The 21,719-nt window shown below is 71.7% G+C and carries 20 protein-coding genes; 6 read left to right on the top strand and 14 right to left on the bottom strand.

Annotated features, from left to right (window positions below; all coding sequences use genetic code 11):
• Positions 1–146: 146 nt before the first annotated feature.
• Entirely contained in the window at positions 147–488 is a 342-nt protein-coding gene (locus AB0M59_RS03420; RefSeq protein ID WP_364607817.1) for a VOC family protein, read from the bottom strand.
• Positions 489–854: 366 nt separating this feature from the next.
• Here AB0M59_RS03420 and AB0M59_RS03415 point away from each other — a divergent pair, with 366 nt between their 5' ends.
• Entirely contained in the window at positions 855–1,526 is a 672-nt protein-coding gene (locus AB0M59_RS03415; protein ID WP_364607814.1) for a lytic polysaccharide monooxygenase, read from the top strand.
• A 36-nt stretch (positions 1,527–1,562) separates the two neighbouring features.
• Here the strand turns inward: AB0M59_RS03415 and AB0M59_RS03410 are convergent, their stop codons facing one another.
• From AB0M59_RS03410 to AB0M59_RS03400, 3 genes are read right to left on the bottom strand one after another with little or no spacing between them, the layout of a single operon-like run.
• Positions 1,563–1,913 (bottom strand): DUF3253 domain-containing protein, encoded by a 351-nt coding sequence (locus AB0M59_RS03410; RefSeq protein WP_364607811.1) that lies wholly within the window; start codon positions 1,911–1,913, stop codon positions 1,563–1,565.
• A gap of 26 nt (positions 1,914–1,939) precedes the next feature.
• Positions 1,940–2,734, bottom strand: a complete 795-nt coding sequence (locus AB0M59_RS03405) for an SDR family oxidoreductase (protein WP_364607808.1) — start codon at positions 2,732–2,734, stop codon at positions 1,940–1,942.
• 4 nt (positions 2,735–2,738) lie between these two features.
• Positions 2,739–3,539 carry an alpha/beta fold hydrolase gene (locus tag AB0M59_RS03400; RefSeq protein ID WP_364607805.1) on the bottom strand — a complete coding sequence of 267 codons (801 nt, stop codon included), beginning with the start codon at positions 3,537–3,539 and terminating at the stop codon, positions 2,739–2,741.
• A gap of 139 nt (positions 3,540–3,678) precedes the next feature.
• Between AB0M59_RS03400 and AB0M59_RS03395 the strand changes: the two genes are divergently transcribed.
• Positions 3,679–4,638, top strand: coding sequence for a LysR family transcriptional regulator (locus AB0M59_RS03395; RefSeq protein ID WP_364607802.1), 960 nt, complete (start codon positions 3,679–3,681; stop codon positions 4,636–4,638).
• 299 nt (positions 4,639–4,937) lie between these two features.
• The gene (locus tag AB0M59_RS03390; RefSeq protein ID WP_364607799.1) at positions 4,938–6,986 is read left to right on the top strand and encodes a UvrD-helicase domain-containing protein; all 2,049 of its coding nucleotides are present in this window, start codon (positions 4,938–4,940) and stop codon (positions 6,984–6,986) included.
• On the opposite strand, the gene AB0M59_RS03385 is transcribed toward AB0M59_RS03390, so the two are convergent.
• From AB0M59_RS03385 to AB0M59_RS03365, 5 genes are read right to left on the bottom strand one after another with little or no spacing between them, the layout of a single operon-like run.
• Positions 6,940–7,857 carry a hypothetical protein gene (locus AB0M59_RS03385; RefSeq protein ID WP_364607796.1) on the bottom strand — a complete coding sequence of 306 codons (918 nt, stop codon included), beginning with the start codon at positions 7,855–7,857 and terminating at the stop codon, positions 6,940–6,942. The genes AB0M59_RS03390 and AB0M59_RS03385 overlap by 47 nt on opposite strands.
• 57 nt (positions 7,858–7,914) lie before the next feature.
• Entirely contained in the window at positions 7,915–9,168 is a 1,254-nt protein-coding gene (locus tag AB0M59_RS03380; RefSeq protein WP_364607793.1) for an extracellular solute-binding protein, read from the bottom strand.
• Positions 9,165–11,804 carry a family 78 glycoside hydrolase catalytic domain gene (locus AB0M59_RS03375; RefSeq protein ID WP_364607790.1) on the bottom strand — a complete coding sequence of 880 codons (2,640 nt, stop codon included), beginning with the start codon at positions 11,802–11,804 and terminating at the stop codon, positions 9,165–9,167. Before AB0M59_RS03375 ends, AB0M59_RS03380 begins: the two co-directional genes overlap by 4 nt.
• Complete coding sequence (locus AB0M59_RS03370) at positions 11,801–12,622, bottom strand: carbohydrate ABC transporter permease (protein ID WP_364607787.1); 822 nt, start codon at positions 12,620–12,622, stop codon at positions 11,801–11,803. The genes AB0M59_RS03375 and AB0M59_RS03370 overlap by 4 nt, the downstream gene beginning before the upstream one ends.
• The gene (locus tag AB0M59_RS03365) at positions 12,619–13,560 is read right to left on the bottom strand and encodes a sugar ABC transporter permease (RefSeq protein ID WP_364607784.1); all 942 of its coding nucleotides are present in this window, start codon (positions 13,558–13,560) and stop codon (positions 12,619–12,621) included. The genes AB0M59_RS03370 and AB0M59_RS03365 overlap by 4 nt, the downstream gene beginning before the upstream one ends.
• A 170-nt stretch (positions 13,561–13,730) precedes the next feature.
• Here AB0M59_RS03365 and AB0M59_RS03360 point away from each other — a divergent pair, with 170 nt between their 5' ends.
• Positions 13,731–14,759: a LacI family DNA-binding transcriptional regulator gene (locus tag AB0M59_RS03360; protein WP_364607781.1), complete on the top strand. Its 1,029-nt coding sequence runs from the start codon at positions 13,731–13,733 to the stop codon at positions 14,757–14,759.
• A 3-nt stretch (positions 14,760–14,762) separates the two neighbouring features.
• Here AB0M59_RS03360 and AB0M59_RS03355 read toward each other — a convergent pair whose 3' ends face one another.
• The 3 genes from AB0M59_RS03355 to AB0M59_RS03345 are packed head-to-tail and all read right to left on the bottom strand — an operon-like array spanning position 14,763 to position 17,523.
• On the bottom strand, positions 14,763–15,335 hold the full coding sequence (locus tag AB0M59_RS03355; protein ID WP_364607778.1) for a lactate utilization protein C: 573 nt from the start codon (positions 15,333–15,335) through the stop codon (positions 14,763–14,765).
• On the bottom strand, positions 15,332–16,780 hold the full coding sequence (locus AB0M59_RS03350) for a lactate utilization protein B (RefSeq protein ID WP_364608491.1): 1,449 nt from the start codon (positions 16,778–16,780) through the stop codon (positions 15,332–15,334). Before AB0M59_RS03350 ends, AB0M59_RS03355 begins: the two co-directional genes overlap by 4 nt.
• A 17-nt stretch (positions 16,781–16,797) precedes the next feature.
• Positions 16,798–17,523 carry a (Fe-S)-binding protein gene (locus AB0M59_RS03345; protein WP_364607775.1) on the bottom strand — a complete coding sequence of 242 codons (726 nt, stop codon included), beginning with the start codon at positions 17,521–17,523 and terminating at the stop codon, positions 16,798–16,800.
• 107 nt (positions 17,524–17,630) lie between these two features.
• Between AB0M59_RS03345 and AB0M59_RS03340 the strand changes: the two genes are divergently transcribed.
• A complete protein-coding gene (locus AB0M59_RS03340; RefSeq protein ID WP_364607772.1) occupies positions 17,631–18,491 on the top strand; it encodes an aldo/keto reductase in 861 nt (286 codons plus the stop codon).
• Between the two features lie 136 nt (positions 18,492–18,627).
• Here the strand turns inward: AB0M59_RS03340 and AB0M59_RS03335 are convergent, their stop codons facing one another.
• Entirely contained in the window at positions 18,628–19,134 is a 507-nt protein-coding gene (locus tag AB0M59_RS03335) for a DUF6630 family protein (RefSeq protein ID WP_364607769.1), read from the bottom strand.
• A gap of 204 nt (positions 19,135–19,338) precedes the next feature.
• Here AB0M59_RS03335 and AB0M59_RS03330 point away from each other — a divergent pair, with 204 nt between their 5' ends.
• Positions 19,339–20,388 (top strand): glycoside hydrolase family 43 protein, encoded by a 1,050-nt coding sequence (locus tag AB0M59_RS03330; RefSeq protein WP_364607766.1) that lies wholly within the window; start codon positions 19,339–19,341, stop codon positions 20,386–20,388.
• 51 nt (positions 20,389–20,439) lie between these two features.
• Here AB0M59_RS03330 and AB0M59_RS03325 read toward each other — a convergent pair whose 3' ends face one another.
• The gene (locus AB0M59_RS03325; RefSeq protein WP_364607763.1) at positions 20,440–21,651 is read right to left on the bottom strand and encodes an MFS transporter; all 1,212 of its coding nucleotides are present in this window, start codon (positions 21,649–21,651) and stop codon (positions 20,440–20,442) included.
• Positions 21,652–21,719: the final 68 nt, after the last annotated feature.

Raw genomic sequence — 21,719 nt, 5'->3', positions numbered from 1 at the left:
CTTCCCGTCCGCGGCGGGCCGCCGCTCTAGGAGAGGTCGGCTGGAACCCGCGCGCGGTTCCCGGGAACTCGGAGCTGTCGATGACGCTGATCTGAAGGGCCTGAGTCCTTTCGGACTCTTTCGCCGCCGCGGACAGCGGCGTCCACCTACTTCTCGTGAAGCTCGATGGCGTTCCCCGAGGGGTCGGCGAGGAAGGACTGGCGCGCGGCACCGACGGGGACGGGGTCGCTGACGTCGAACCCTTCGGCACGCAGCCGCCGGACCTCCGCGTCGAGATCGTCGACGAGGACGGCGAAGTGTTGTCCCCGCGCGGGTCCCGGCGAACCGGCGATCAGGTGCAGCTGCTGGTCTCCGACGTCGAGCCAGGCACCGGGCCCGAGGGTGACGGGACGCTCGGCGGAGAGCCGGAAACCCAGTGCGCCGGTGTAGAAGCCGATGGACTTCTCGAGGTCGTCGACGACGACCGCCACGTGGTGGATCGCTGTCATGACGGGGTTTCCGTTCTTCCGGCCGGCTCACCGGAACGCTCCGGCAGTCGCGACGGTAGCCAGGCCGCCGTCCTGAGGTCAAGACAGGCCCCGCGCGCGGCGATTTCCCGGATCCGCCCGGGCGGAGCAGCCGCCACGGCCACGCGCTCACGGTGCGTTCCCCGGCGCGGGGCCGATCAGGGGGTGCCGCCCCGGGCCGGTCGGCTGTTCAGGAGCCGTTCAGCACCGCTCCGCTCCGGAAATCCGACCCCACATCGGCGTCCCGGCGGTTTGTTTCTGGCCACCGGCGCACATCGGGGCTATGGTCGGCGCGCGATTGGGAGCGCTCCCAAGCTCGGCTCCATCCCCCCGATCAAGGAGGACAGAGTGGTTCCCCGACGGATTCGCCCCCGCAAGACCTTGCTCTCCCTCGCGGTGACGGTCGTGACGGCCGTGCTGCTGGGCGGTGCGCTCACCGGTGTCGCCGAGGCGCACGGTTCCGCCACCGACCCGCCGTCACGCAACTACGGCTGCTGGAACCGCTGGGGCAGCGACTTCCAGAACCCGGCCATGGCGACGCGGGACCCGATGTGCTGGCAGGCCTGGCAAGCCGACCCGAACGCGATGTGGAACTGGAACGGGCTCTACCGCGAAGGCGTCGCGGGCAACCACCAGGCGGCGATCCCCGACGGAACGCTGTGCAGCGGGGGCCGCACGCAGAGCCCCCGCTACAACGCGCTGGACACGGTCGGCGCCTGGCAGATGGCGAACAAGGACAACCGGTTCACGCTCACCATCACCGACCAGGCCCACCACGGCGCGGACTACCTGCGGGTGTACATCACCCGGCAGGGCTTCGACCCCGCCACGCAGCCGCTGACCTGGGGCGCGCTCGAACAGGTCGCCCAGTCCGGCCGCATCGCACCCGCCGGCCAGTACCAGATCGCCGTCGACGCGGGCGCCCGCACCGGACGCCACGTCGTCTACACGATCTGGCAGGCGAGCCACCTCGACCAGTCGTACTACTTCTGCAGCGACGTGAACTTCTCCGGCCGCTAGCGGTCTCGCTGAGGCGCCTGACGGTCGTCGGGCGCCTCAGCCATCCGCACGAGGCAGGCGGATCCTGATCGGTCCCCGCCACTCGCCGTCCGGGTCGAGCGGCCGGCCGCGCTGGGTGAGCTCCACCCGGCCGGCGCGGGCGAGCTGCCGGGCCAGCTCCCGGGCCCGCGGCAGCAACGGGCGCCAGTCGGCGGCCACCGCCCGCGCCGCGTCCGACGGGCAGGTGCTGCTGTCCACGCCGCGTGCGGTGGCCAAGGCGAGGATGGCCGCCCGCAGCCCTTCCGCGGCAGACTCCGCGGCCAGCGCGACGCGGGCCTCGTCCGCGCCCGGGCCGCCGCCGTCGCGGGTCCGCTCCAGCTCCCGCCGCGGTCCGGCCCGATCGGTCATGCCGTCAGGGTCGCACGGCTCCGCCCTCAGTGCGTTTCGGTGGAATAGCCGCCGTCGATGGCGAAGGTGGCGCCGGTGATGTTGCCGGCCACCCGGTCGCTGGCCAGGAAGGCCGCGAGGTTCGCGACCTCGGCGGGCTGGGTGAAGCGTCCGGTGACCGCGTGGGCGGCGGCTTCTTCCGCGACGGACTCGGGATTCGCGCCGGTGGTGGCCGCGATGGTCTCGGCGACGCCGCCGCTGCCGAGCCACAACCGCGTCGCGACCGGGCCCGGGTTGATCGCGTTGGCGCGGATGCCGTGCGGGCCGAACTCCTTCGACACCGACTTCGTGAAGTTGACCAGACCGGCTTTCGCCGCGCTGTAGTCGATGACGCCGGGGTCGGGCAGGCTCGCGTTGATCGAGGCGATCGTGACGACGCTGCCGCGGCCGGCGGTGACCATCGCCGGCAGCACGGCGCGCGTGGCCCGGACGGCGCTGACGAGGTTCAAGGTCAGCGATCGGGTCCACTCCTCGTCGGTGACCAGCAGGAAGCCGTTCGGCCTCGGCGTGACGGCACCGACGTTGTTGACCAGGACGTCGATCCGCCCGAGCTCGGCCAGCGCCAACTCGGCGAGCCGGCCCGGCCCGTCGGCGGTGCCCAGGTCCACGGCCAGGGTGTGCACCTTCCCGGCCCGGACGAGGAGGTCCAGTTCGGGCCCGGGATCGCGGGCGCCGGCGACGACGTGGACCCCTTCGGCGACGAGGGTTCGGGTGACGGCCAGCCCGATCCCGCGGCTGGCCCCGGTGACGACGGCGACCGTGCCGTCCAGACCGAGATCCACGTGCTCAGAGCCCCTGCTCGCGCAGCCAGCCGAGCACGGCGTCGGCGACCTCGCGCCAGCCGCTGTCCACGGTGAGCGAGTGACCCCGGCCCTCGAACTGCTTCAGCTCGGTGACGGCGGCGGAATCCCGGTACTGCTTGAGCGTCGAGCGGGTGACCACGTCCGGGACGGTGTGGTCCGCGGTGCCGGAGATCAGCAGGAGCGGGCCGCGGTCCGCGCGGTCGGTGTCGACCTTGGCCTGCGAGTGCATCACGAAGTTGGCGGCCGCGGCCTGGAACAGCGGCCGGGCCGGCGACGGGATCGTCCAGCGCCCGTACAGCTCCGCCGACTCCTCGTCGGTCAGCGTGTTGCCGAAGCCGAACCGGAACTCCTTCTCGGTCAGCGAAACGGCCCGGTGCAGGTTGGCGGGGTTGCCCAGCGCCGGCAGACCGGCGCGCAGCTGCGCCAGCGGCAGGGGCAGGACGCCCTTGATCTGCGCGGGGTCGATGGCGACGCCGGCCAGGCCGATGCCCTGGCCCAGCAGCTTCTCGGTGATCAGGCCGCCGAAGGAGTGGCCGATGATCACCGGCGGCCGCTCGAGGCCCTCGATGATCGAGGCGAAGTGGCCCGTGGCGTCGTCGATCGAGGTGTCCGCGACGGCGTCGGGATTTTCACGCGCCAGTTCGACGGTTTCGGGCTCGTGCGGCCAGCCCGGGGCGATCGGCGCGTACCCGGCCGCCCGGAAGTGGTCGATCCAGGGGTTCCACGAGGTGGCGTGCAGCCACAGGCCGTGGATGAACACGACAGGGGTGCCCGGGTCGGTCATCGGATCCTCCAGGGGGTGCGGGCTTTCCCGGAGCCAACACGAACAGCGGCACCGGCGTCCAAGACTTGTTGCGTATGCATCGATAGCCGTGGTGGCATCGTTGCCGCACTGCCCTGTCCCTTCACGCCGGAAGGCCCGCATGGACCTCGACCTCAGGCTGGTGCGGTACTTCGTCACCGTCGCCGACGAACTGCACTTCGGCCGGGCCGCCACGAAGCTCTTCATCAGCCAGCCGACGCTGTCCAAGCAGATCCGCAAGCTCGAAGCCGACGTCGGCGCGCCCCTGCTGGTGCGCGACAGCCGTCACGTCGCGCTGACCCCGCGCGGCGAGCGGTTCCTCAACCTCGCCCGCCAGCTGCTGGCCACCGCCGACCAGATGCTGCGCGAACCCGCACCGGACCACCTGCGGATCGCCCACATCTTCGAACTGGACACCAGCCGGGTCGTCGCCGACGCGTTCCTCGCCGCCCACCCCGGCGTCCGGCTCGTCCAGAGCCAGATGGACAGCTCCCGCCAACTCACCGCGCTGCTCGAGGACCACCTCGACGTCGCGATCATCCGCGTCACCACTGGCCTCAAGGCCGAGTACCCGGCCGGGTGGCAGCACGCTCTGCTCCGGCTCGAGCCCTTCTGGCTGGTCGGCAGGCCCGGCGACCCGAGCCGGCCGGCCGCGTCGGTGCACGAGCGGCCCCTCGAGGTCTTCGCGGACGCCCCCGGCACGGCGTTGTACAACGTGCACGGCCGCTACCTGAGCTCGTGGGAACAGCACACCGGCGTCGGCCTGCGCTGGCTGGGCAACCCCGGCACGTTCGACAACTGCCACGCCATCGTCAGCCGTGCGCGAGACAGCGCGTACCTGCTCGAGTTCGACAGCTACGCCCGCCGCTACGCCGACCGCGGCATCCCGGTCCACCGGCCCCGGGAGCTGCAACCGGTCTACCCGTGGTCGCTGGCCTGGCGGGAGGGCGAGCAACCGGAAACCGTCCGGACCTACCTGCGGATCGCCCGGGAGACCGCCGAGCGGCGCGGCTGGCTCCACCCCGAGCGCGCGGACGCCGCGCCGCTGTGGGTCCCGCCCGAGGACCTGACGACCTCCTAGGTATCGCGCGTCCGGGCTTCGTTGACAGCGCGGCGGCGAGTGCGAACGTCTTGAATGACTCATTCAGGTCTTCGGAGGTCCTGAATGACTCATTCAAGACCTTTGGTCCGGGCAACCGAGCCTGGCCGGGGCTCGGGCTCGGCGAGCGCCCTGGCTCCAGCGGCCCGAACGTCAACGAACTTGCCACGCGCGACACCAGGTATCGCGCGTCCGGGGACCGGGAAAGAACAAGACTGTTCTTTCCCGGTTTCGCCGGGCACCCTCGACGGCACTGATCGCCGACCTTGGGGAGACCGGCTGTGCCCGGCGAAGACAACGAGCTCGAAATCGAACGCGACTACGTGGCGGTCCTCTACGCCCGCGTGGACGCTCTGCGCGAGGAGGCCGCGCGATCAGCGGCTCGGGGGGCCGACGCGGATCCGGAGGCGGAGGCCGTCTGGCAGGCGGAGGTGGCCCGGCTGGACTCGGTGGAGCCGGGGTTGTGCTTCGGCCGGCTGGACCTGGAGGACGGCCGGCGCGTCTACGTCGGCAGGCTCGGCCTGTTCCGCGAGGACGACGGAGAGCCGTTGCTGCTGGACTGGCGCGTCCCGGCGGCGCGGGCGTTCTACACCGCGACGGCGGCCGCTCCCCACGGCGTGCTGCGACGGCGGCGCATCACCACGCGAGGCCGCACGGTCGTCGCGCTGGACGACGAACTGCTGGCCGACGACGTCGGCGACGGCGCTCTGGTCGGGGACGCGGCGCTGCTGGCGGCGGTGACCGCGGAGCGCACCGGGCGGATGCACGACATCGTCACCACCCTGCGCGCCGAACAGGACCGGATCATCCGGCACGAGACCGGCGGCGTGCTGGTGGTGGAGGGCGGTCCCGGCACGGGCAAGACCGCCGTCGCCCTGCACCGGGTCGCCTACCTGCTCTACACCCGCCCGCACCTGCGCACCCGGGGTGTCCTCGTCGTGGGCCCCAGCCAGGTCTTCCTCGACTACATCGGCCAGGTGCTCCCCGGTCTCGGTGAAAACAGTGTCGTCACGGCCACCCTCGCCGATCTCCGGCCGGGCACCGAGGTCAGCCGGGTCGACCCGCCCGGGATCGCGGCGGACAAGGGCCGGGCGGTCATGGCCGGCCGGCTGGCGGACGCGGTGCGGTCCCGGGTCCGGATCCCGGACGACCCCGTCGACCTCGAGTTCGAGCAGCAGACGCTCCGGCTCGACGCGGGGATGTGCGACCGCGCCGCGGCCGAGGCCCGGCGGAGCCGCCTCCCGCACAACCAGGCCAGGCTCGTCTTCCAGCGGCAGGTCGTGGACGCGCTCGCTGGGCGCCTGATCGAGGACCTGGAGGCGGTCGTGCTCACCGACACCGGCGAGGCGATCGACGGCGGCAGCCCGGACGGCCGGCTCGGCGAGGCCGACCTGCGCGCGCTGGCCGCCGCGGGTGTCGTGCTCGGCGACGGCGACGGGCCGCGAACCGTGCTGGACGAGACCTCCCGCGCCGGGCTGCGGCGATCGCTGCTCGCCGACCCGGACGTCCAGGCCACCCTCGACGCGCTGTGGCCGCCGCTGACCCCGGAGCAGGTGGTGGCGGACGTCCTCGGCGAGCGGCCCGGCGGCTGGAGCGCCGCGGACGTCCCGTTGCTCGACGAAGCCGCCGCCCTGCTCGGCCAGGGCACCGCCGTGTTCGGGCACGTGGTCGTCGACGAGGCCCAGGAACTGTCCGAAATAGACTGGCGGATGCTGATGCGCCGGTGCCCCACCCGGTCGATGACCGTCGTCGGGGACCTCGCGCAGACCGGGAACCCGGCCGGCGCGTCCTCGTGGGACGACGTGCTGCGGCCGCACGTGCGAGACCGCCGGCACCTCGTCCGGCTCAGCGTCAACTACCGCACGCCCGCCGAGATCATGGCCGCCACCACCGACCTGGTCGCGGCCCACCACCCCGGCACGACGCCACCCCGCTCGGTCCGCTCGACCGGCGAAACGCCGTGGCGCCTCGCCACCACGCGAGCGGACCTGCCCGGCGTGGTCACCGAGCTCGCGGCGGCGCACACCACCGGCCGGCTCGCGATCATCACCCCGGGAGACTTGACCGAGGCGCTCTCCCCTACCGCCCACCCGGACCTGACCGGCCGGGTCGTGGTCCTCACCCCTGATCAGGCGAAGGGTCTGGAGTTCGACTCGGTCCTCATCGTCGACCCGGCCGCGATCCTCGCGGCGCCGCTCGGCCACAACGACCTGTACGTCGCCATGACCCGAGCGACCCGGCACCTCGGGATCGTGCACCCCGGCCCGCCCCCGGCCGAGCTGCTCAGAGTTCCCCCGCTCGCTCGTAAAGCGCCCGCACCGGGTCGGTGAGCGCGGCGCCGCTGAGGTCGGTGGTCACGCCGTCCTCGGTCATCGTTCCGCGGCTCGTGACGCTGAAGATCGTCCCCCGGCCGGTGGCGGGGTCGAAATCGCGCAGCCACGGGCCGCCGCTGGAGCCGCCGGCGAGGTCGCAGTCCGTGTTCCAGGTCGTGGTGACCGAGTTGACCTCGAGGGTGGCGGGCCGGGCGCAGGAGAACAGCGCCTCGCCGCCCGCCGCCCGGGAGACCGGGTAGCCGAGCATGGTGGTGTCCACAGGGGACAGTGGCCGCTCCAACGAGACGTCCTGGGTGCCCGCGACGTCGGCGACGTGGTGGCCCTCGACCGGGTCCAGGGCGATCACCGCGTCGTCATCCGTCCCGCTCATGGGGCCGGAATAGGTGCGCGACCAGGCGAAGGCGCGGACCGGGAACACCCCGTGCGGCGCCTTCCCGTGGTCGTAGCCCGGGACGAACACGACGTTGACGATCTTGATCGGGTTGTCGAACCGGTCCAGGCCGCCGTTGACGCAGTGCCCGGCGGTGAGCGCGACGTCCCTGCTGGAGCTGGGAACCACCGTCGCCGTGCAGGACTCGTCGACGCCGGGTTCGGCGGTGAAGAACAGCCGCCCGACGCCGGCCGGTATCGACCCTTCCCATTCCCGGCCGATCTTCTCGGCCGGGGGCAGGGAGTCGTCGCCGACCCACTGCCGCATCCGTTCCGGCGTCCAGTGGGCCAGCGCGGCGGCCCGGTCCCCCGCGCTCACCCGGGTCACCACCCGGTCGTCGGCCGCGCTCGCCGGAACGGCCCCGACGACCAGCGCGGTTGCGGCCACCGCGAGCAGGGCGGCGACCCGGGACGGTGCGTGCGGCTTCGTCGTGATCATGACCAGTGGACGTCCGGACCGCCGGTGAGGTTGTTTCCCACCGGTAGCCGAGCGGAGTCAGGCGCCGGACTTGTAGTCGGTGTCCATCGCGGCCAGGACCTTGTCCGGGGTGGACTGTTTGCTGAACACCTCCTGGATGCCGGTGAGCATCGTCTGCTGCACCTTCGGGTTGGGCCACAGCTGGTCCATGAACGGCACCGTCTTGTTCTGGGTGATGTACGTCGACAGCTCGGTCAGCGCCGGGTCGAGCTTGTAGCCCGTGTCCGAAAGCGCCGGCAGACCGCCTTGCTTCTCCGCGAACAGGTTCATGCCCTGCGGGGACATCGCGAAGCTGATGAACTTCATCGCCAGCTCGGGATTCTTCGCCTTCGCGTTGACGCCGTAACCCGCGCCGGCCGCCGCGGGGACGATGGTCTGCGCCGGGTCGTCGGTCGCCGGTACCGGCTTGAGGGTGAAGGTGCCGCTCGGATTCTGCTTCTTCAGCAGCGAAATCACCCAGTTGCCTTGGATGATGCCGAGCGTCTTGCCCGTCGCGGCCAGCTTCTGGCTGGCCTCGTAGCTGGTGCCGAGCGGGTTGTCCTGGAAGCAGCCCGCCTGCTCCATCTCGCCGTACTTGGCGAACGCGGCCGCCCACGGCGAACTCGCGAAGGACGTCTGCCCGGCCGCCATCTTCTTCTCGAAGTCGCGGTCCGGGCCGTAGACGAGGGTGGCGGCCAGCGGGTACAGCGCGACCTGCGTGACCCAGTTGTCCTGGATACCCAGCGCGAACGCGGGCGTGCCCTTCTCCTTGCCCGCGCGGCAGAAGGCGAGCAGCTCGGTCCACGTCGACGGCGCGGTGAGACCCGCCTTGGCGAGTGCTTCCTGGTTGTACACCGCGCCGATGCCGTTGATCCCGTAGATCGCGTTGTACGTCTTGCCGTCGTACTGGGCGACGTCGCTGACGACCTTCGGGAACTTCGCGACCCACGGCTGGTCCGACAGGTCCTTCAGGTAGCCGCCCTTGGCCAGGACGGTGACGGTGCCGGGGTTGCCGTTGCCCGGCCACACCGACATGACGTCGGGTGCCGTGCCGGACGCCAGCTGGGTGCGGATCTGCTGCTGGAACTGGTCGGCGCCGCTGGTCGTGAAGTTCACCTTCACGCCCGGGTTGGCGGCTTCGAAGGCCTTGACGACGTCCTCGATCGACCCCTGGTCGACCGAGGCGAGCGAGAGGGTCTTGTCGTCGCCGCCGGCGGTGGCGTTCGTGCCCCCGCTGCAGGCGACCAGCGCGGCGCCGGTCGTCACGGCCAGCAGGACGTGGCGGATCTTCATGGCAGCTCCTTCGAGAAGGTCGCGGTGACGACGTGGTGGCCGGAGGTCAGCCGGAGCGCGGTGCCGGACTGGTCCAGCACCCCGTCCCGGTCGGCGATCCGGATGCTCCCCGGGTCGGTGGTGGGCACTTCGAGGACGGCGGGCGCCCCGGGCGGGACGACCGCGGTGACGGTGATCCGGTCGCCGTCGAGGGACCAGCCGCAGGCGACGCGGCCCCGCGCCGTCTCCTGCTCGGCTCGCGCCCAGCTCAGCGTGCCGCCGGGCAACGGGCGCAGCAGGAGTTCCGAGTAGGCGACGGAACCCGGCGCCTGGTCGATGCCGGCGACGCGGCCGAAGAGCCAGTCGCCGACGCTGCCCAGGCTGTAGTGGTTGAACGAGTTCATCGCGGCGGCCTGGAAACCGCCGTGCTCGGTCCAGCCGTCCCAGCGTTCCCAGATCGTGGTGGCGCCGTGGCGGATCGAGTAGCCCCAGGACGGGAACTCCTCCTGCTGCAGCAAGGCGTACGCCAGGTCGGCGCGGCCGTGGTCGGCGAGCACCGGGCAGAGCAGCGCGACCCCGACGAACCCGGTCGTGAGCCGGTTGCCCCGCTTCTCGACGTCGGCCGCGAGGTGGTCCACCGCGGCCCGAACCAGGTCCTCCGGCACGAGCCCGAACGCCAGTGCCAGCAGGTACGCGGTCTGGGTGCCGCCCTCGACCGAGCCATCCTCGTCCACATAGGACTCGATGAAGGCGTCCCGGATCGACGCGTGCAGAGCCCGGTGTTCGGCCGCGACGTCGGGCCGGCCCAGCACGTCGGCGGCTTCGGCGACGAGCTGGGCGCTGCGGGCGAAGTACGCCGTCGAGAGCACGTCGCGAGGGGTGGTGACGTCGATCTGCAGCCAGTCGCCGTAGGAGTTGCCGGTCCGGTGCCGCCAACGCAGGTCCGGGTTGTGCCGGCGGATGTGCGCGGCCCACGCGACCATCGCCTCGAAGCACCGCTCCAGCACACGACGGTCGCCGTAGGTCCGCCACAGGTGCCACGGGACGATCACCCCGGCGTCGCCCCAGGCCGGCGCGGCCTCGCGCGGCATCGCGATGCGCGGGGCGACGTCGCCGAACGCGCCGTCGGCGTCCTGGCCGTCGACGACATCGGCCAGCCAGCGGGCCAAGAACGCGCCGACGTCGGCGTTGCGACTGGCGGTCGGGGCGAAGATCTGGGCGTCGCCGAGCCAGCCGAGGCGTTCGTCCCGCTGCGGGCAGTCGGTCGGGACCGCGACGAAGTTGCCCCGCTGGCCCCAGCGGATGTTGGCCTGCAGCTGGTTCACCATCGGGTCCGAGCATTCGAATTCGCCGGTCCACGGAGTGTCGTTGTGCAGCACGCGGGCCACCACGTCGTCCGCGGAGAGGGCGTACCCGCTGACTTCCAGGTACCGGAAGCCGTGCACGGTGAACCGCGGCTCGAACACCTCCACCGACCCGCCGCCGGTGACGTAGCTGTCGGTGGCCGTGGCCCGCCGCAGGTTCGTCACGTACATCTCGCCGTCGTCGAGGATTTCGGCGTGCCGCAGGACGATCCGGTGCCCGGCGGGAACATCGCGGACGGTCAGCCGCACCCTGCCGACGAGGTTCTGTCCGAAGTCGACGATCCACCGCCCGGGTTCCCGCTCGGTCGACGAGATCGGTGACACCTCGAGCGTGACGCGGATCGGCGAATCGGGTTCGGCCACCAGCGGTCCCGGCTCGGTGCCGAGCACGGCCACCGGCTGCCACGCCCCTTCGGCGGCCGAGGCGTCGACGTACTCCCCCATCAGGAGGTCGGCGAAACGGACGGCACCCGGCCGCTCGGCCCACGCGGCGTCCGTGGCCACGACCTGACGCGAGCCGTCGGCGAAGTCGACGACCAGCTGGGCGAAGAAACCCGGTTGGTCACCGTAGTGGCGTGCGGGCCGGCGGTCGTCGAACCCGACGAACCCGGACCACCAGCCGTCGGCGACGGCCGCGCCGAACGTGTTACCCCCGGCCCGCAGCAACGACGTGACGTCGTAGGTCTGGTACTGCAGACGGTGGTGGTACTCCGTCCACCCCGGCGCCAGCTCGACGTCACCGACCCGGATGCCGTTCAGCGACGCTTCGTAAACGCCGTGCGCGGTGGCGTACAGACGGGCTCGCACCGGTTCCCGCGTCAACTCGAACTCCCGCCGCAGGTTCAGCGGCGGCTCGCCGAGCGGCTGGTCGTGGCCGGTCGGCGGGTCGAACACCGGCTGGGCGCGGGAATCCCGGCCGACCCACGCGGCAGTCCAGTCGTCACGGTGCAGCAGGCCGGTCTCGAACCAGCTCTCCGCGGTTCCCGCGGCAGCGCCCGTCTCGTCCCAGAGCCGGACGCGCCAGTGGTAGCGGGTGGCCGAGCGCAGGACCGGCCCGTCCCACGGCACGAGCACGCCGTCGCCCGACTCCCGGCGGCCGCTGTCCCACACCAGACGAGCGGGGTCGTCGAGGTCGGCCGCGCGTTCGGCGGCGGTGATCCGGTAGGCGCTCTGCGCGGCGCCGCGGCGGTCACCCGCCAGCCGCCACGACAGCCGCGGGCGCGGCTCGCCGAGGCCGAGCGGCTCGTGGCGCTGCTCGGTCCGCAGACCGTAGGGCCTCAGTGTGTCGGTCATCCCTTGAGTCCTCCCGCGAAACCGTTGATGATGCTGCGTTGCAGGGCGAAGTAGACGACCAGGATCGGCACGATGCTGATCACCAGCGCGGCGAAGATCAGGTTCCAGTCGGACACGTACTGGCCGACGAACCCGGCGATGGCGACGGGCAGGGTCTGCTGCGCGCTGCCGCTGAGGTACAGCAGCGGGGTGAAGAAGTCGTTCCACACCGCCACGGTGTTGAGCACGAGAGCGGTCACGGTCACCGGCTTGAGCATCGGCAGCACGACGTACCGGAAGCCCTGCAACGTCGTGCACCCGTCGATCAGCGCCGCGTCCTCGAACTCACGCGGCACCGCGCGCAGGAACCCGACGTACAGGAACGTCGTGAACGGCACCTGCAGCCCGGAGTAGAACAGGATCAGCGCCCACGGCGTGCCGAGCAGGCCGAGGTCGCGCATCGTCTGGTACAGCGGCAAAGCGGCCAGCTGGAACGGCAGCACCAGGCCCAGCATGATCAGCAGGAACGTCCACCGCGACCACCGCGCGGCGACCCGGGCCAGCGGGTACGCCGCGAGCGCCGAGACGGTCAGCACGACCGCCACGGAGCCCGCGGTGACGAGCACGCTGTTGGCCAGCGCCCCACCCAGCGAACCCTGCTGCCAGGCCTGCGTGAAGTTGTCGGTGGTGAGCGACGTCGTCGGCGCGATCGGCGACGAGGTGTCCGACGGCTGCCGGACCGCGAGGTTCACCAGCACGTACACCGGGAACGCGAAGACGAGGCCGACGGCGATCATCACCAGTTCCAGCGTGAGCGTGCGAGCGCGGTAGCGGTTCACGACGCGGCCCTCTCGGCCCGGGACAGTCCGAGGTACTGCCCGGTCGAGGCCACCGAAACGATGAGGGTCAGCACCACCGCCAGCGCGATGCTGTACCCGAACTCCCCCAGCGTGAAGGCGTCCTTGTAGATCAACGTCGAGAGCGTGTCGGTCGCGTGGCCGGGGCCGCCGCCGGTGAGTGCGTACACCTGGTCGAACAGCTTGAGCCCGCCGATGATCGACAGCATCAGGTTGATCGTGACCGCCGGGGCGAGCAGCGGCCGGGTCACCGACCAGAACCGCCGTACCGCGCCGGCGCCGTCGATGGCGGCCGCCTCGTGGATCTCCCGCGGAATCGACTGCAAGCCGGCCAGGAAGATCACCATCGAGTAGCCGGCGTACTGCCACACGATCACGCCCACGACCGACCACAGCGCGATGTCCGGGTTTCCCAGCCAGTCCTGCCGCCACGAGCCGAGACCGACGGCGCCGAGCAGACTGTTCACCGCGCCGTCCGGGCCGAGCAGGTTGCGCCACAGGTAGGCGGACACGATGGGCGTGACCAACGCCGGCGCGAACAGGAACACCCGCAGCACGTTGCGGGACTTGATCGTGCTGTTGACGCCGAGCGCCAGCAGCAGGCCGAGCCCGTTCTGGAGGACGGTGATCGCCACGGCGATCACCAGCGTGTGCCAGATCGCCTGCGTGGCCGCGGGATCGTCCACCATCTCGGCGAAGTTGCCGAAGCCGATCCAGGAGAAGGCCGGCGACAGGCCGTCCCAGTCGGTGAAGGCGTAGTAGACGCCCCGGGCGCTGGGCACCAGCACCACGAACGCGAACAAGAGCAGGGCCGGCACGGTGAACCACCACGGGACGGCCCGCCGGCTCGTTCCGCCGCGCCGGCGGCCCGGCGTCGCCTCGACGGCGTCCACCCGGCGGTTCTTGATGGCGACAGTCATTGGCGCCCACCTTGTTTGAACGTTTCAACGTTGCGGCCGACGCATCGGCCCTGGCCGAAGAGCTTTGGGTAACGTTGCCCACTGATGAGTGCGGCTGACTGTAAGAGTCCTCGGCGAGCTCGTCAAGATGCCTGATGTCAGGCTTGCCTGCGACAGGTAACGTTTCCCATATGGACCGAGCGGATCAGCAACGGCGCGTGACGATCGTGGACGTCGCGCGCCACGCCGGCGTCTCGACGACGGCGGTGTCGAAGGTGCTGCGCAACGCCTACGGCGCCAGCCCCGCCATGCGCGCGAAGGTCCAGCGGGCGATCGAGGAGCTGGGTTACCGCCCGTACGCGGCGGCGCGGGGCCTGCGCGGCCAGACCTACACCATCGGCGTCATGCTGCCGGACATCCGGAACCCGTTCTTCCCGGACATCCTCGACGGCCTCACCGACACGCTGCGCGACACCGACTACCACGTCCTGCTCGGGCCCAGCTGCGACAACGAAACCGACGAAGGCAAGCTCACCGACGCGATGGTCGACCGCGGCATGGACGGCCTGGTCCTCATCGCGCCGGTGATGTCGCCGGCGCGCCTCGAACATCTGGCCGCCACCGTCCCGACCGTCGTGGTGGGCCGCCACACCCGGTCGGCGCACTACGACACGGTGACCGACGACGACACGACCGGCGCGGAGCTCGTCGTCGGCCACCTCGCCGATCTCGGCCACCGCCACATCGCGCACATCGAGCACCACGAGACCGACCCCGCCCGCCTCGCCGAAATGCCCAACGCGGTTCGCGCCGACGGCTACCGGAAAGCCATGGAGGCCCGGGGGCTGGCGGTCGACATCGTCTCGACCAGCTACACGCAGGAGGGCGGTTACCTGGGCGCCCAGCAGATCCTCGCCCGCCCCGAGCGGCCGACGGCCATCTTCGCCGGCGCTGACATCGTCGCCATGGGCGTGCTGACGGCGCTCAGCGAAGCGGGCTTGTCGGTGCCCGAGGACATCTCTCTGGCCGGCTACGACAACACCAGCTTCGCCGCGCTCGGCCCGATCTCGCTCACAAGCGTCGACCAGGCCGGGCACCACATCGGCACCGACGCCGCCCGGCTCCTCTTGGAGCGCATCGCCGACCGGACCCGGCCGGCGGCTCAGGTCAAGCTCTCGCCGAAGCTGGTCCCGCGGCGCACCACCGCTCCCCCGCGGTGAACTTCACCCCGCGACGACGATGACGTGCAGGGTTCGCGGCCCGTGCACGCCTTCCACCCGGGTCAGCTCGATGTCGCTGGTGGCGCTCGGCCCGCTGATCCACGTCTGCGGGCGCGCCGGATCGAGCGCGGCCACGGCCTGCGGCACGCCGGGCACGATCTGGTCCTCGCGGAGCACGCACACGTGCACGTCCGGCACCAGGCTCAGCGCGCGCCGCCCCTGGCCGGGTCCGTGGTCGAGCACGAGGGTGCCGGTGGTCGCGATGCCGAGCGCGGCCGTGGTGACCACGGCGTCGTAAGCGACGAGTTCCGCTTCCACGCCGCCGACGTCGACCGGAAACCCTTCGGGCACCAGGACTTTCCGCGCCGGCCCCAGCGCGTTGCGGATGGCGTCGGGCAGCTCGGCGGCGGTGCAGCGGGTGAGAGCCGCGCGGTAGTCGACCACGCGCTCGGCGAACAGCTCGACGACGTCCGTCGCCGCCACCGAACGGTAGCCGCGCGGGACCACCGCCTCCGCCCGGTCCGCGTCCCGCAGCGCGCCACGGACGGCGTCGAGGATCTCCTCGCGCGCGCTCACCGCTTTTCCCTTCGCCACCACGCGCGGAACGACTCTCGCGGCGGCGCCGGGAGATCCCGGGCGTTCGTCCACACCGAACCGGGCCACGGTAGGCGGGACAACCCGCGCCGCCCGCCCGGCAGCACGCGCCGGCCGAAGCGGGTCAGCACGCGGTTCGCGACGCCCAGCCCGCGTTCGGCCAACCCCAGCCGCCGCGCGTCCGAGAGCACCCAGGACGCCGATTTCATCGCCACCGCCTCGGGTTTCGGCGGTCCGCCGCGATGCGCGTCGACCACCTGGGACCGCAGGTGCACCAGGACTTCGGGGATGTCGATGCGCACCGGGCACGCCTCGAAGCAGGCGCCGCACAAGCTGGACGCGTAGGGCAGCGAGTCGGTCTGCTCGTCGACGCCGACGCCCTTGAGCAGCGGGTTGAGGATCGCCCCGATCGGCCCGGGGTACACCGAGCCGTACGCGTGCCCGCCGGTCCGCTCGTACACCGGGCAGACGTTCAGGCACGCCGAACAGCGGATGCAACGCAGCGCCTGGCGGCCGACCTCGTCGGCGAGCGCCCGGGTGCGGCCGTTGTCGAGCAACACGACGTGCATTTCCTGCGGCCCGTCGCCGGGGGTGACGCCCGACCACGTCGAGGTGTACGGGTTCATCCGCTCCCCCGTGCTGGACCGCGGCAGGAGCTGGAGGAACACGTCCAAATCGGACCACGTGGGCACGACCTTTTCGATGCCCACCACCGAAACGAGCACCTCCGGCAGCGTCAGGCACATGCGGCCGTTGCCCTCGGACTCGACGACCACGAGGGTGCCGCTCTCGGCGACGGCGAAGTTCGCACCCGAGACGGCCATCTTCGCCCGCAGGAACTTCTCCCGCAGGTGCAGCCGGGCCGCACCGGCCAGCTCGGCCGGGTCGTCGGTGAGACCGTCGGGCGCCGGACGTCCCGCCCCGGCCATCTCGCGGCGGAAGATCTCCCGGATCTCCGCGCGGTTGCGGTGGATCGCCGGCACCAGGATGTGGCTGGGCAGGTCGTCACCCAGCTGCACGATCAGCTCGGCCAGGTCGGTCTCCCACGCGGTGACTCCGTGTTCGGCGAGAGCCTCGTTGAGGCCGATCTCCTGCGTCGCCATCGACTTGACCTTGACGACCTCGTCGACACCATGATCCCGAGCGATCCGGGCGACGATGGCACAGGCCTCTCGCGCGTCGCGGGCCCAGTGGACGGTCGCGCCCCGCGCTTGCAGGGCGGCTTCGAGCGTCAGCAGGTGCTCGTCGAGGCGGCGCAAGGTGTTGTCCTTGATCGCCGCGCCCGCGAGACGCAGCTCCTCCCACTCGGCCACCTCCCCGACCACGGCCGCGCGCTTGGCGCGGATCGTGCCGGTGGCGTGCGCGAGGTTGCGGCGCAGCTGCGTGTCGGCGAGCGCCTCGCGGGCCGCCGCCGGGAACGCCGGCATGCCGACGAACGTGGCGCTCACGCGCCCTCCTCGGTCGAAGCCAGCACGTCGGCCAGGTGCAGCACGCGGACGCCGGAGCGCTGCCGCGACAGCAGGCCGCCGATGTGCAGCAGGCACGAGTTGTCGCCGGCGACGAGCACTTCCGCGCCGGTGTCCCGGACGTGCCGGGCCTTGTCCGCGCCCATCGCGGTGGACGTCTCGGCGTTCTTCATCGCGAAGGTGCCGCCGAAGCCGCAGCACTCCTCGGCGGCGGGCAGCTCGACGAGGTCGAGCCCGCGCACCGCGCGCAGCAGCCGCAGCGGCTTGTCGGCGACGCCGAGCATGCGCAGCGAATGGCAGGTCGGGTGGTAGGTGACGCGGTGCGGGAAGTAGGCGTCCACGTCGGTCACGCCGAGGACGTCGACGAGGAACTCGCTCAGCTCGTAGACCTTCGGCCCGCTCTCGGCCAGCCGGGGATCGCCGGCTCTCCGCGCGACCAGACCGTGCTGGTGGCGCGCCGAGCCCGCGCAGGAACCGGACGGCGTGACGATGTAGTCGTAGCCCGCGAACGCTTGCGCGAAGGCGCGGACGACGGGCACGGCCTCGTCGAGGTAGCCGGTGTTGACCATCGGCTGGCCGCAGCAGGTCTGGGCCTCCGGGAAGTCCGCGTCGACGCCGAGGCGGCGCAGCAGCCGGAACACCGCCTTGCCCGTGTCCGGGAAGAGCGAGTCGTTGATGCAGGTGACGAGCACGGCGACCTTCATGCGTGCCCTCCCGATCGAAACGTTTCAACACTTCGTCCGGCGACGCTACTATGGTCTCGCCGGTCAAGTCAACGCGGCCGATTTCTACGTTTCAACACGGAGGCGGAATGCGGCACACCTCGATCGGCGACACGTCCGTGAGCCGCGTGGCGCTCGGCGGAGCGAGCTGGTCCCTGGCGGACGAACCCGACGTCGACGGCGCGATCGCGACCGTCCACGCGGCGCTCGACCACGGCGTGATCCTCCTCGACACGGCCCGCGCGTACACGACCCTCGACCACCCGTCCCACAACGAGTGGCTGATCGGCCAGGCCCTGACGTCCCACCCGGCCGGTGACACGGCGTTCGTCGCGACCAAGGGCGGTCACTTCCGCAGTGGCCCGGCGGAGTTCCCGGTCGACGGGTCGCCGGCGGCGTTGCGCCACGACTGCGAGCAGAGCCTGCGGATCCTGGGGCGGGACACCCTCGACCTGTTCCAGCTGCACCGCGCGGACCATCCGTCCACAGTGGTCGAAGAGAGCGTCGGCGAACTGGCCGCACTGCGCGACGAGGGCAAGGTCCGCTACGTCGGGCTGTGCAACGTGACGGTCGCACAGCTCGAGGAGGCGCGCGCGATCACCACGATCGACGCCGTCCAGAACCACTACTCCCCGTTGGCGCGCGACGACGAGACCCTGGAGTATTGCGCCCGCGAGGGCATCCCGTACCTCGCGTACGCACCGCTCGGCGGGGCGTCGGGCGCGAACCGGCTGGCCACGGAGCTGCCGGAGTTCCGGCGCATCGCGGACGACCGGGGTCTCACCGCGGCGCAGGTCGCGATCGCGTGGCTGACGTCGCTCGGCACGATCCCGATCGTCGGAACCGGCCGGCCGGCGCACGTGACGCAGTTCGCCGAGGTGGCGTCCGTCGAGCTGACTCCGGCGGAGCTGGCTTCGTTGCCGACTATTGGCCGAGCACCGCGGCCGTGAACCCCGCCGCAAACGTCTTGAATGAGTCATTCAGGGCGCCGGAGGTCCTGAATGACTCATTCAAGACGTTGGGCAAGGCACCCCACCGCCGCGCCGGGACCAGCCCCGGCATCCCGGCGAAGGCAACAGACCCGCACTACCGCCCGAGCACCGCGACCGTGAACCCCGCCGCCTCCGCGAGCGCCACCAAGTCGCCGGCCCGGGCGGCCGGCAAGAGCACGAGCGGGTAGCAGTCCGACTCGATGTCGAGGACAGCGAGGGCGGTGCCGGTCTCGTGCAACCGCTTCCCCGCCAGCTCGAGGAACTCGTACGTCGGCAGTTCGCTCTCCCCCAGCGACGTCCACAGCTCGTCCGCCCGCGGCGCGGAACCCAGCTGCCGCAGCTGGCCGGCGATCTCGTCGGGCGCTTCCTTCCAGTCGACCTCGGCCAGCAGGCCGTGGTCGTCGAGGGCGTCCACCAGTGCGATCCACGGCAGCCCCGGGAAGGGCTCGTCGATGCCACGGTCGTCGAGCCGGTCGGCGTGCTCGATCAGGTACGCGCCGGGGTCGTCGTGGGCGGCCGCCGCGCGGGCCGGCACCTGTGGGGCGGCCGGCGCCAGCAGGGTGGCCACCGCCACGAGCGCGTCGCGAGCCGGTGCAGTCATCGATGTCCTCCGCGGGGCCGGGTGCTGAACCTCAGGGATGATCGCACGGCGCCGAGCCGCCGGATCCGCTGACCGGGACCTCACCGGTTCAGACCAATTTCGGTCGGTCTGGATCGAGCAAGATCCCGCGGCCCTACCGGCCGCGCCCGGTCGCGGGCGATCCTGCTGGCGGTTCCCGGCCCGGATCGACCGAGGGATGTGGCCATGAAGCTCTCCCGGTTCCTCTGCCTCACCGTCGTTTTCGCCCTCTTCGCCGCGCTGGTCGCGCCGGCCGCGCAAGCCGGGCAGACCGCCTTGCGGGCGGCCGATCCCAGCGTGCTCCGGGTCGGGTCGACCTACGTCGCCGTGCAGTCGTCCGGAGGCGGGATCGTCGTGCGGCAAGCCACGTCACCCGACGGCCTGGCGAGCGCGACCGCCCGGCGGATCTGGTCGGACAGCCGCGGCCGCGGCGAGGTGTGGGCCCCGGAGATCGTCACCGACGGCGGCCGGTTCTACGTCTACTTCACGGCCGGAACCGGGGCGGCGCACCGGATGTACGTGATCAGCTCCGCCGTCGCCGACAGCGGCTACACAGCGGAGACCCAGCTCGCGCTGCCCGACGGCAAGTGGGCCATCGACGGCACGATGTTCACCTTCGGCGGGCAGCGGTGGTTCGTCTGGTCGGGCTGGGCCGGGGACACGAACGTCGAGCAGAACCTCTACATCGCCCGGATGAGCACCCCGACGACCTCGACCGGCGCGCGGTACGTCATCTCCCAGCCGCGGGAGAGCTGGGAGCGGGTCGTCGGGAACCCGTACATCAACGAAGCACCCGAAGCCGTCAAGGATCCCAACGGGCAGTTGCACATCGCCTACTCGGCCAACGGCAGCTGGAGCGACCAGTACTGCATCGCCGAGCTCCGCCTGCGCGCCGGCGGCGACCCGACCTACGTGTGGGACTGGTACAAGTCCGACGGGTGCCTGTTCGGCTCGAACCGCGCCACGATGATGGCCGGCTGGGACCCGACGCTCTACGTCAACGGCCCGGGGCACAACAGCTTCGTCCTGCTGAACGGCGACATCGCGACCAGCCCGCCCGCCGGGCCGAAGTTCCCGCTGATGTTCCACGCCGTCCCGAAGGGCACGCCGTACTCGTGGGCCAACCGCTCCTGGTACACGGGGACGTTCTGCTGGTGGGGCTCGACGACGTACCACCGCGCCAACGTCCCGGGCGCGACCACCGACACCGGCTGGAGCCTCAAGTTCTTCGAATGAGCGGGCTCGACGGTGCCCGAGCGTCTCGACGTCTTCGGCGAACGGGCGCGGTCAGCGAGCCGCGCACGCCGCGCCGGCCCGGCGTGGCCGGGGGATCCATCTCCACAGCGCGCCGGCCGCCGCGAAACCGATCAACCCGCTCGCCACGATCCCGGCGCCGAGGCCGGCCAGCGCGGTCACCGCCGACAGGACCAGCGGACCCACCCCGGTGCCGATGTCCGCCAGCTCGTTCCAGATCCCGATGTGCGTCGGCCGCCCCACCTTCGGCGACACGTCGGCGCCGAGCGTCATCACGATGCCCGACCCGATCCCGTTGCCGAAGCCCATCACCATGGCCGCCACCGTCAGCAGCGCCGCGCCGCCGGCGAGCGGCATCACGAGGAACGACACGCCCAGCACGAGCGTCGCCGGCACGGCCACCCACCGCCGGCCGTAGCGGTCCATCACCTTCCCGGCCGGGTAGAACGTCAGCGCGTCGACGGCTCCGGCGACGCCGTAGATGATCGAACTGGTCGTCGGCGACAGCCCGATGTGCGCCGCCCACAACGGCACCACCGTCTGACGCGTCTGGCGGATCGCCGACAACAGCAGGATCCCGACGCCGAGCGTCGCGTAGACCCGCCACTGCCGCTTGAGCATCCCCCGCGTCGTGACCGCGGACGCGGCCGCCCGGTCGTCGGCGGTGACCTCCAAGTCGGGCACCCGCATCACCAGGGCGCCCGCCGCGAAGATCGCGGCCAGGCTCACGTAGTACGCGCCGGGCAGCCCGGCGAACTGCATCGCCGCGGCGCCGGCGAACGGCCCGAGGAAGACCCCGATCCGCATGCTCCCACCCAGCGTCGACAACGCGCGGGCCCGCATGTGCGGCGGGACGATCTCGGTGAGGTACGTCTGGCGCGCCAGGCTGTAGACCGCGCTCGCCGCGCCGATCAGCACGACCCCGGAGCCGTAGAGCGGTAGCGACCACAGTCCGTGTCCCAGGTCGACCAGGCAGATCAGGAGGCCGACGACCATGACGGCCGCCGCCAGGAGCATCGACCTGCGCTCACCGAACCGCGTCGCGAGCATGCCGGCCGGGATGTTCGCGGCCAGCGAGCCGACCCCCAGCAACGCGGCGATCAGCGCGGCCGTCGGGGTGCTCGCCCCGCGGTCGATCGCGCTCAGCGCGATGACCGGCAGCACGGCTCCCTCGGACAGCCCGAACAGGGCGGCCGGCCCGTACGCCGCCGCGGCGACCGAGCGCAAGCGGAACTCTTCGACCATGTCCGGCCATCATGCGTGACCGACGCGCGCCGCCGGCGACCGGAGTGATCTTTCTCGCTCGAACAGGC

The organism is Amycolatopsis sp. NPDC051371 (genome assembly GCF_040682155.1).
Lineage (GTDB): Bacteria > Actinomycetota > Actinomycetes > Mycobacteriales > Pseudonocardiaceae > Amycolatopsis.
Note: the sequence above shows the minus strand (reverse complement) of the source record. Positions and strands in the feature narration are given on the sequence as shown.

What these genes read in the sequence shown, in the direction of transcription:
- AB0M59_RS03420 (WP_364607817.1), bottom strand. Translation starts at nt 488, where the DNA reads ATGACAGCGATCCACCACGTGGCGGTCGTCGTCGACGACCTCGAGAAG.
- AB0M59_RS03410 (WP_364607811.1), bottom strand. Translation starts at nt 1,913, where the DNA reads ATGACCGATCGGGCCGGACCGCGGCGGGAGCTGGAGCGGACCCGCGAC.
- AB0M59_RS03400 (WP_364607805.1), bottom strand. Translation starts at nt 3,539, where the DNA reads ATGACCGACCCGGGCACCCCTGTCGTGTTCATCCACGGCCTGTGGCTG.
- AB0M59_RS03395 (WP_364607802.1), top strand. Translation starts at nt 3,679, where the DNA reads ATGGACCTCGACCTCAGGCTGGTGCGGTACTTCGTCACCGTCGCCGAC.
- AB0M59_RS03385 (WP_364607796.1), bottom strand. Translation starts at nt 7,857, where the DNA reads ATGATCACGACGAAGCCGCACGCACCGTCCCGGGTCGCCGCCCTGCTC.
- AB0M59_RS03380 (WP_364607793.1), bottom strand. Translation starts at nt 9,168, where the DNA reads ATGAAGATCCGCCACGTCCTGCTGGCCGTGACGACCGGCGCCGCGCTG.
- AB0M59_RS03375 (WP_364607790.1), bottom strand. Translation starts at nt 11,804, where the DNA reads ATGACCGACACACTGAGGCCCTACGGTCTGCGGACCGAGCAGCGCCAC.
- AB0M59_RS03365 (WP_364607784.1), bottom strand. Translation starts at nt 13,560, where the DNA reads ATGACTGTCGCCATCAAGAACCGCCGGGTGGACGCCGTCGAGGCGACG.
- AB0M59_RS03360 (WP_364607781.1), top strand. Translation starts at nt 13,731, where the DNA reads ATGGACCGAGCGGATCAGCAACGGCGCGTGACGATCGTGGACGTCGCG.
- AB0M59_RS03350 (WP_364608491.1), bottom strand. Translation starts at nt 16,780, where the DNA reads ATGCCGGCGTTCCCGGCGGCGGCCCGCGAGGCGCTCGCCGACACGCAG.
- AB0M59_RS03345 (WP_364607775.1), bottom strand. Translation starts at nt 17,523, where the DNA reads ATGAAGGTCGCCGTGCTCGTCACCTGCATCAACGACTCGCTCTTCCCG.
- AB0M59_RS03340 (WP_364607772.1), top strand. Translation starts at nt 17,631, where the DNA reads ATGCGGCACACCTCGATCGGCGACACGTCCGTGAGCCGCGTGGCGCTC.
- AB0M59_RS03335 (WP_364607769.1), bottom strand. Translation starts at nt 19,134, where the DNA reads ATGACTGCACCGGCTCGCGACGCGCTCGTGGCGGTGGCCACCCTGCTG.
- AB0M59_RS03330 (WP_364607766.1), top strand. Translation starts at nt 19,339, where the DNA reads ATGAAGCTCTCCCGGTTCCTCTGCCTCACCGTCGTTTTCGCCCTCTTC.
- AB0M59_RS03325 (WP_364607763.1), bottom strand. Translation starts at nt 21,651, where the DNA reads ATGGTCGAAGAGTTCCGCTTGCGCTCGGTCGCCGCGGCGGCGTACGGG.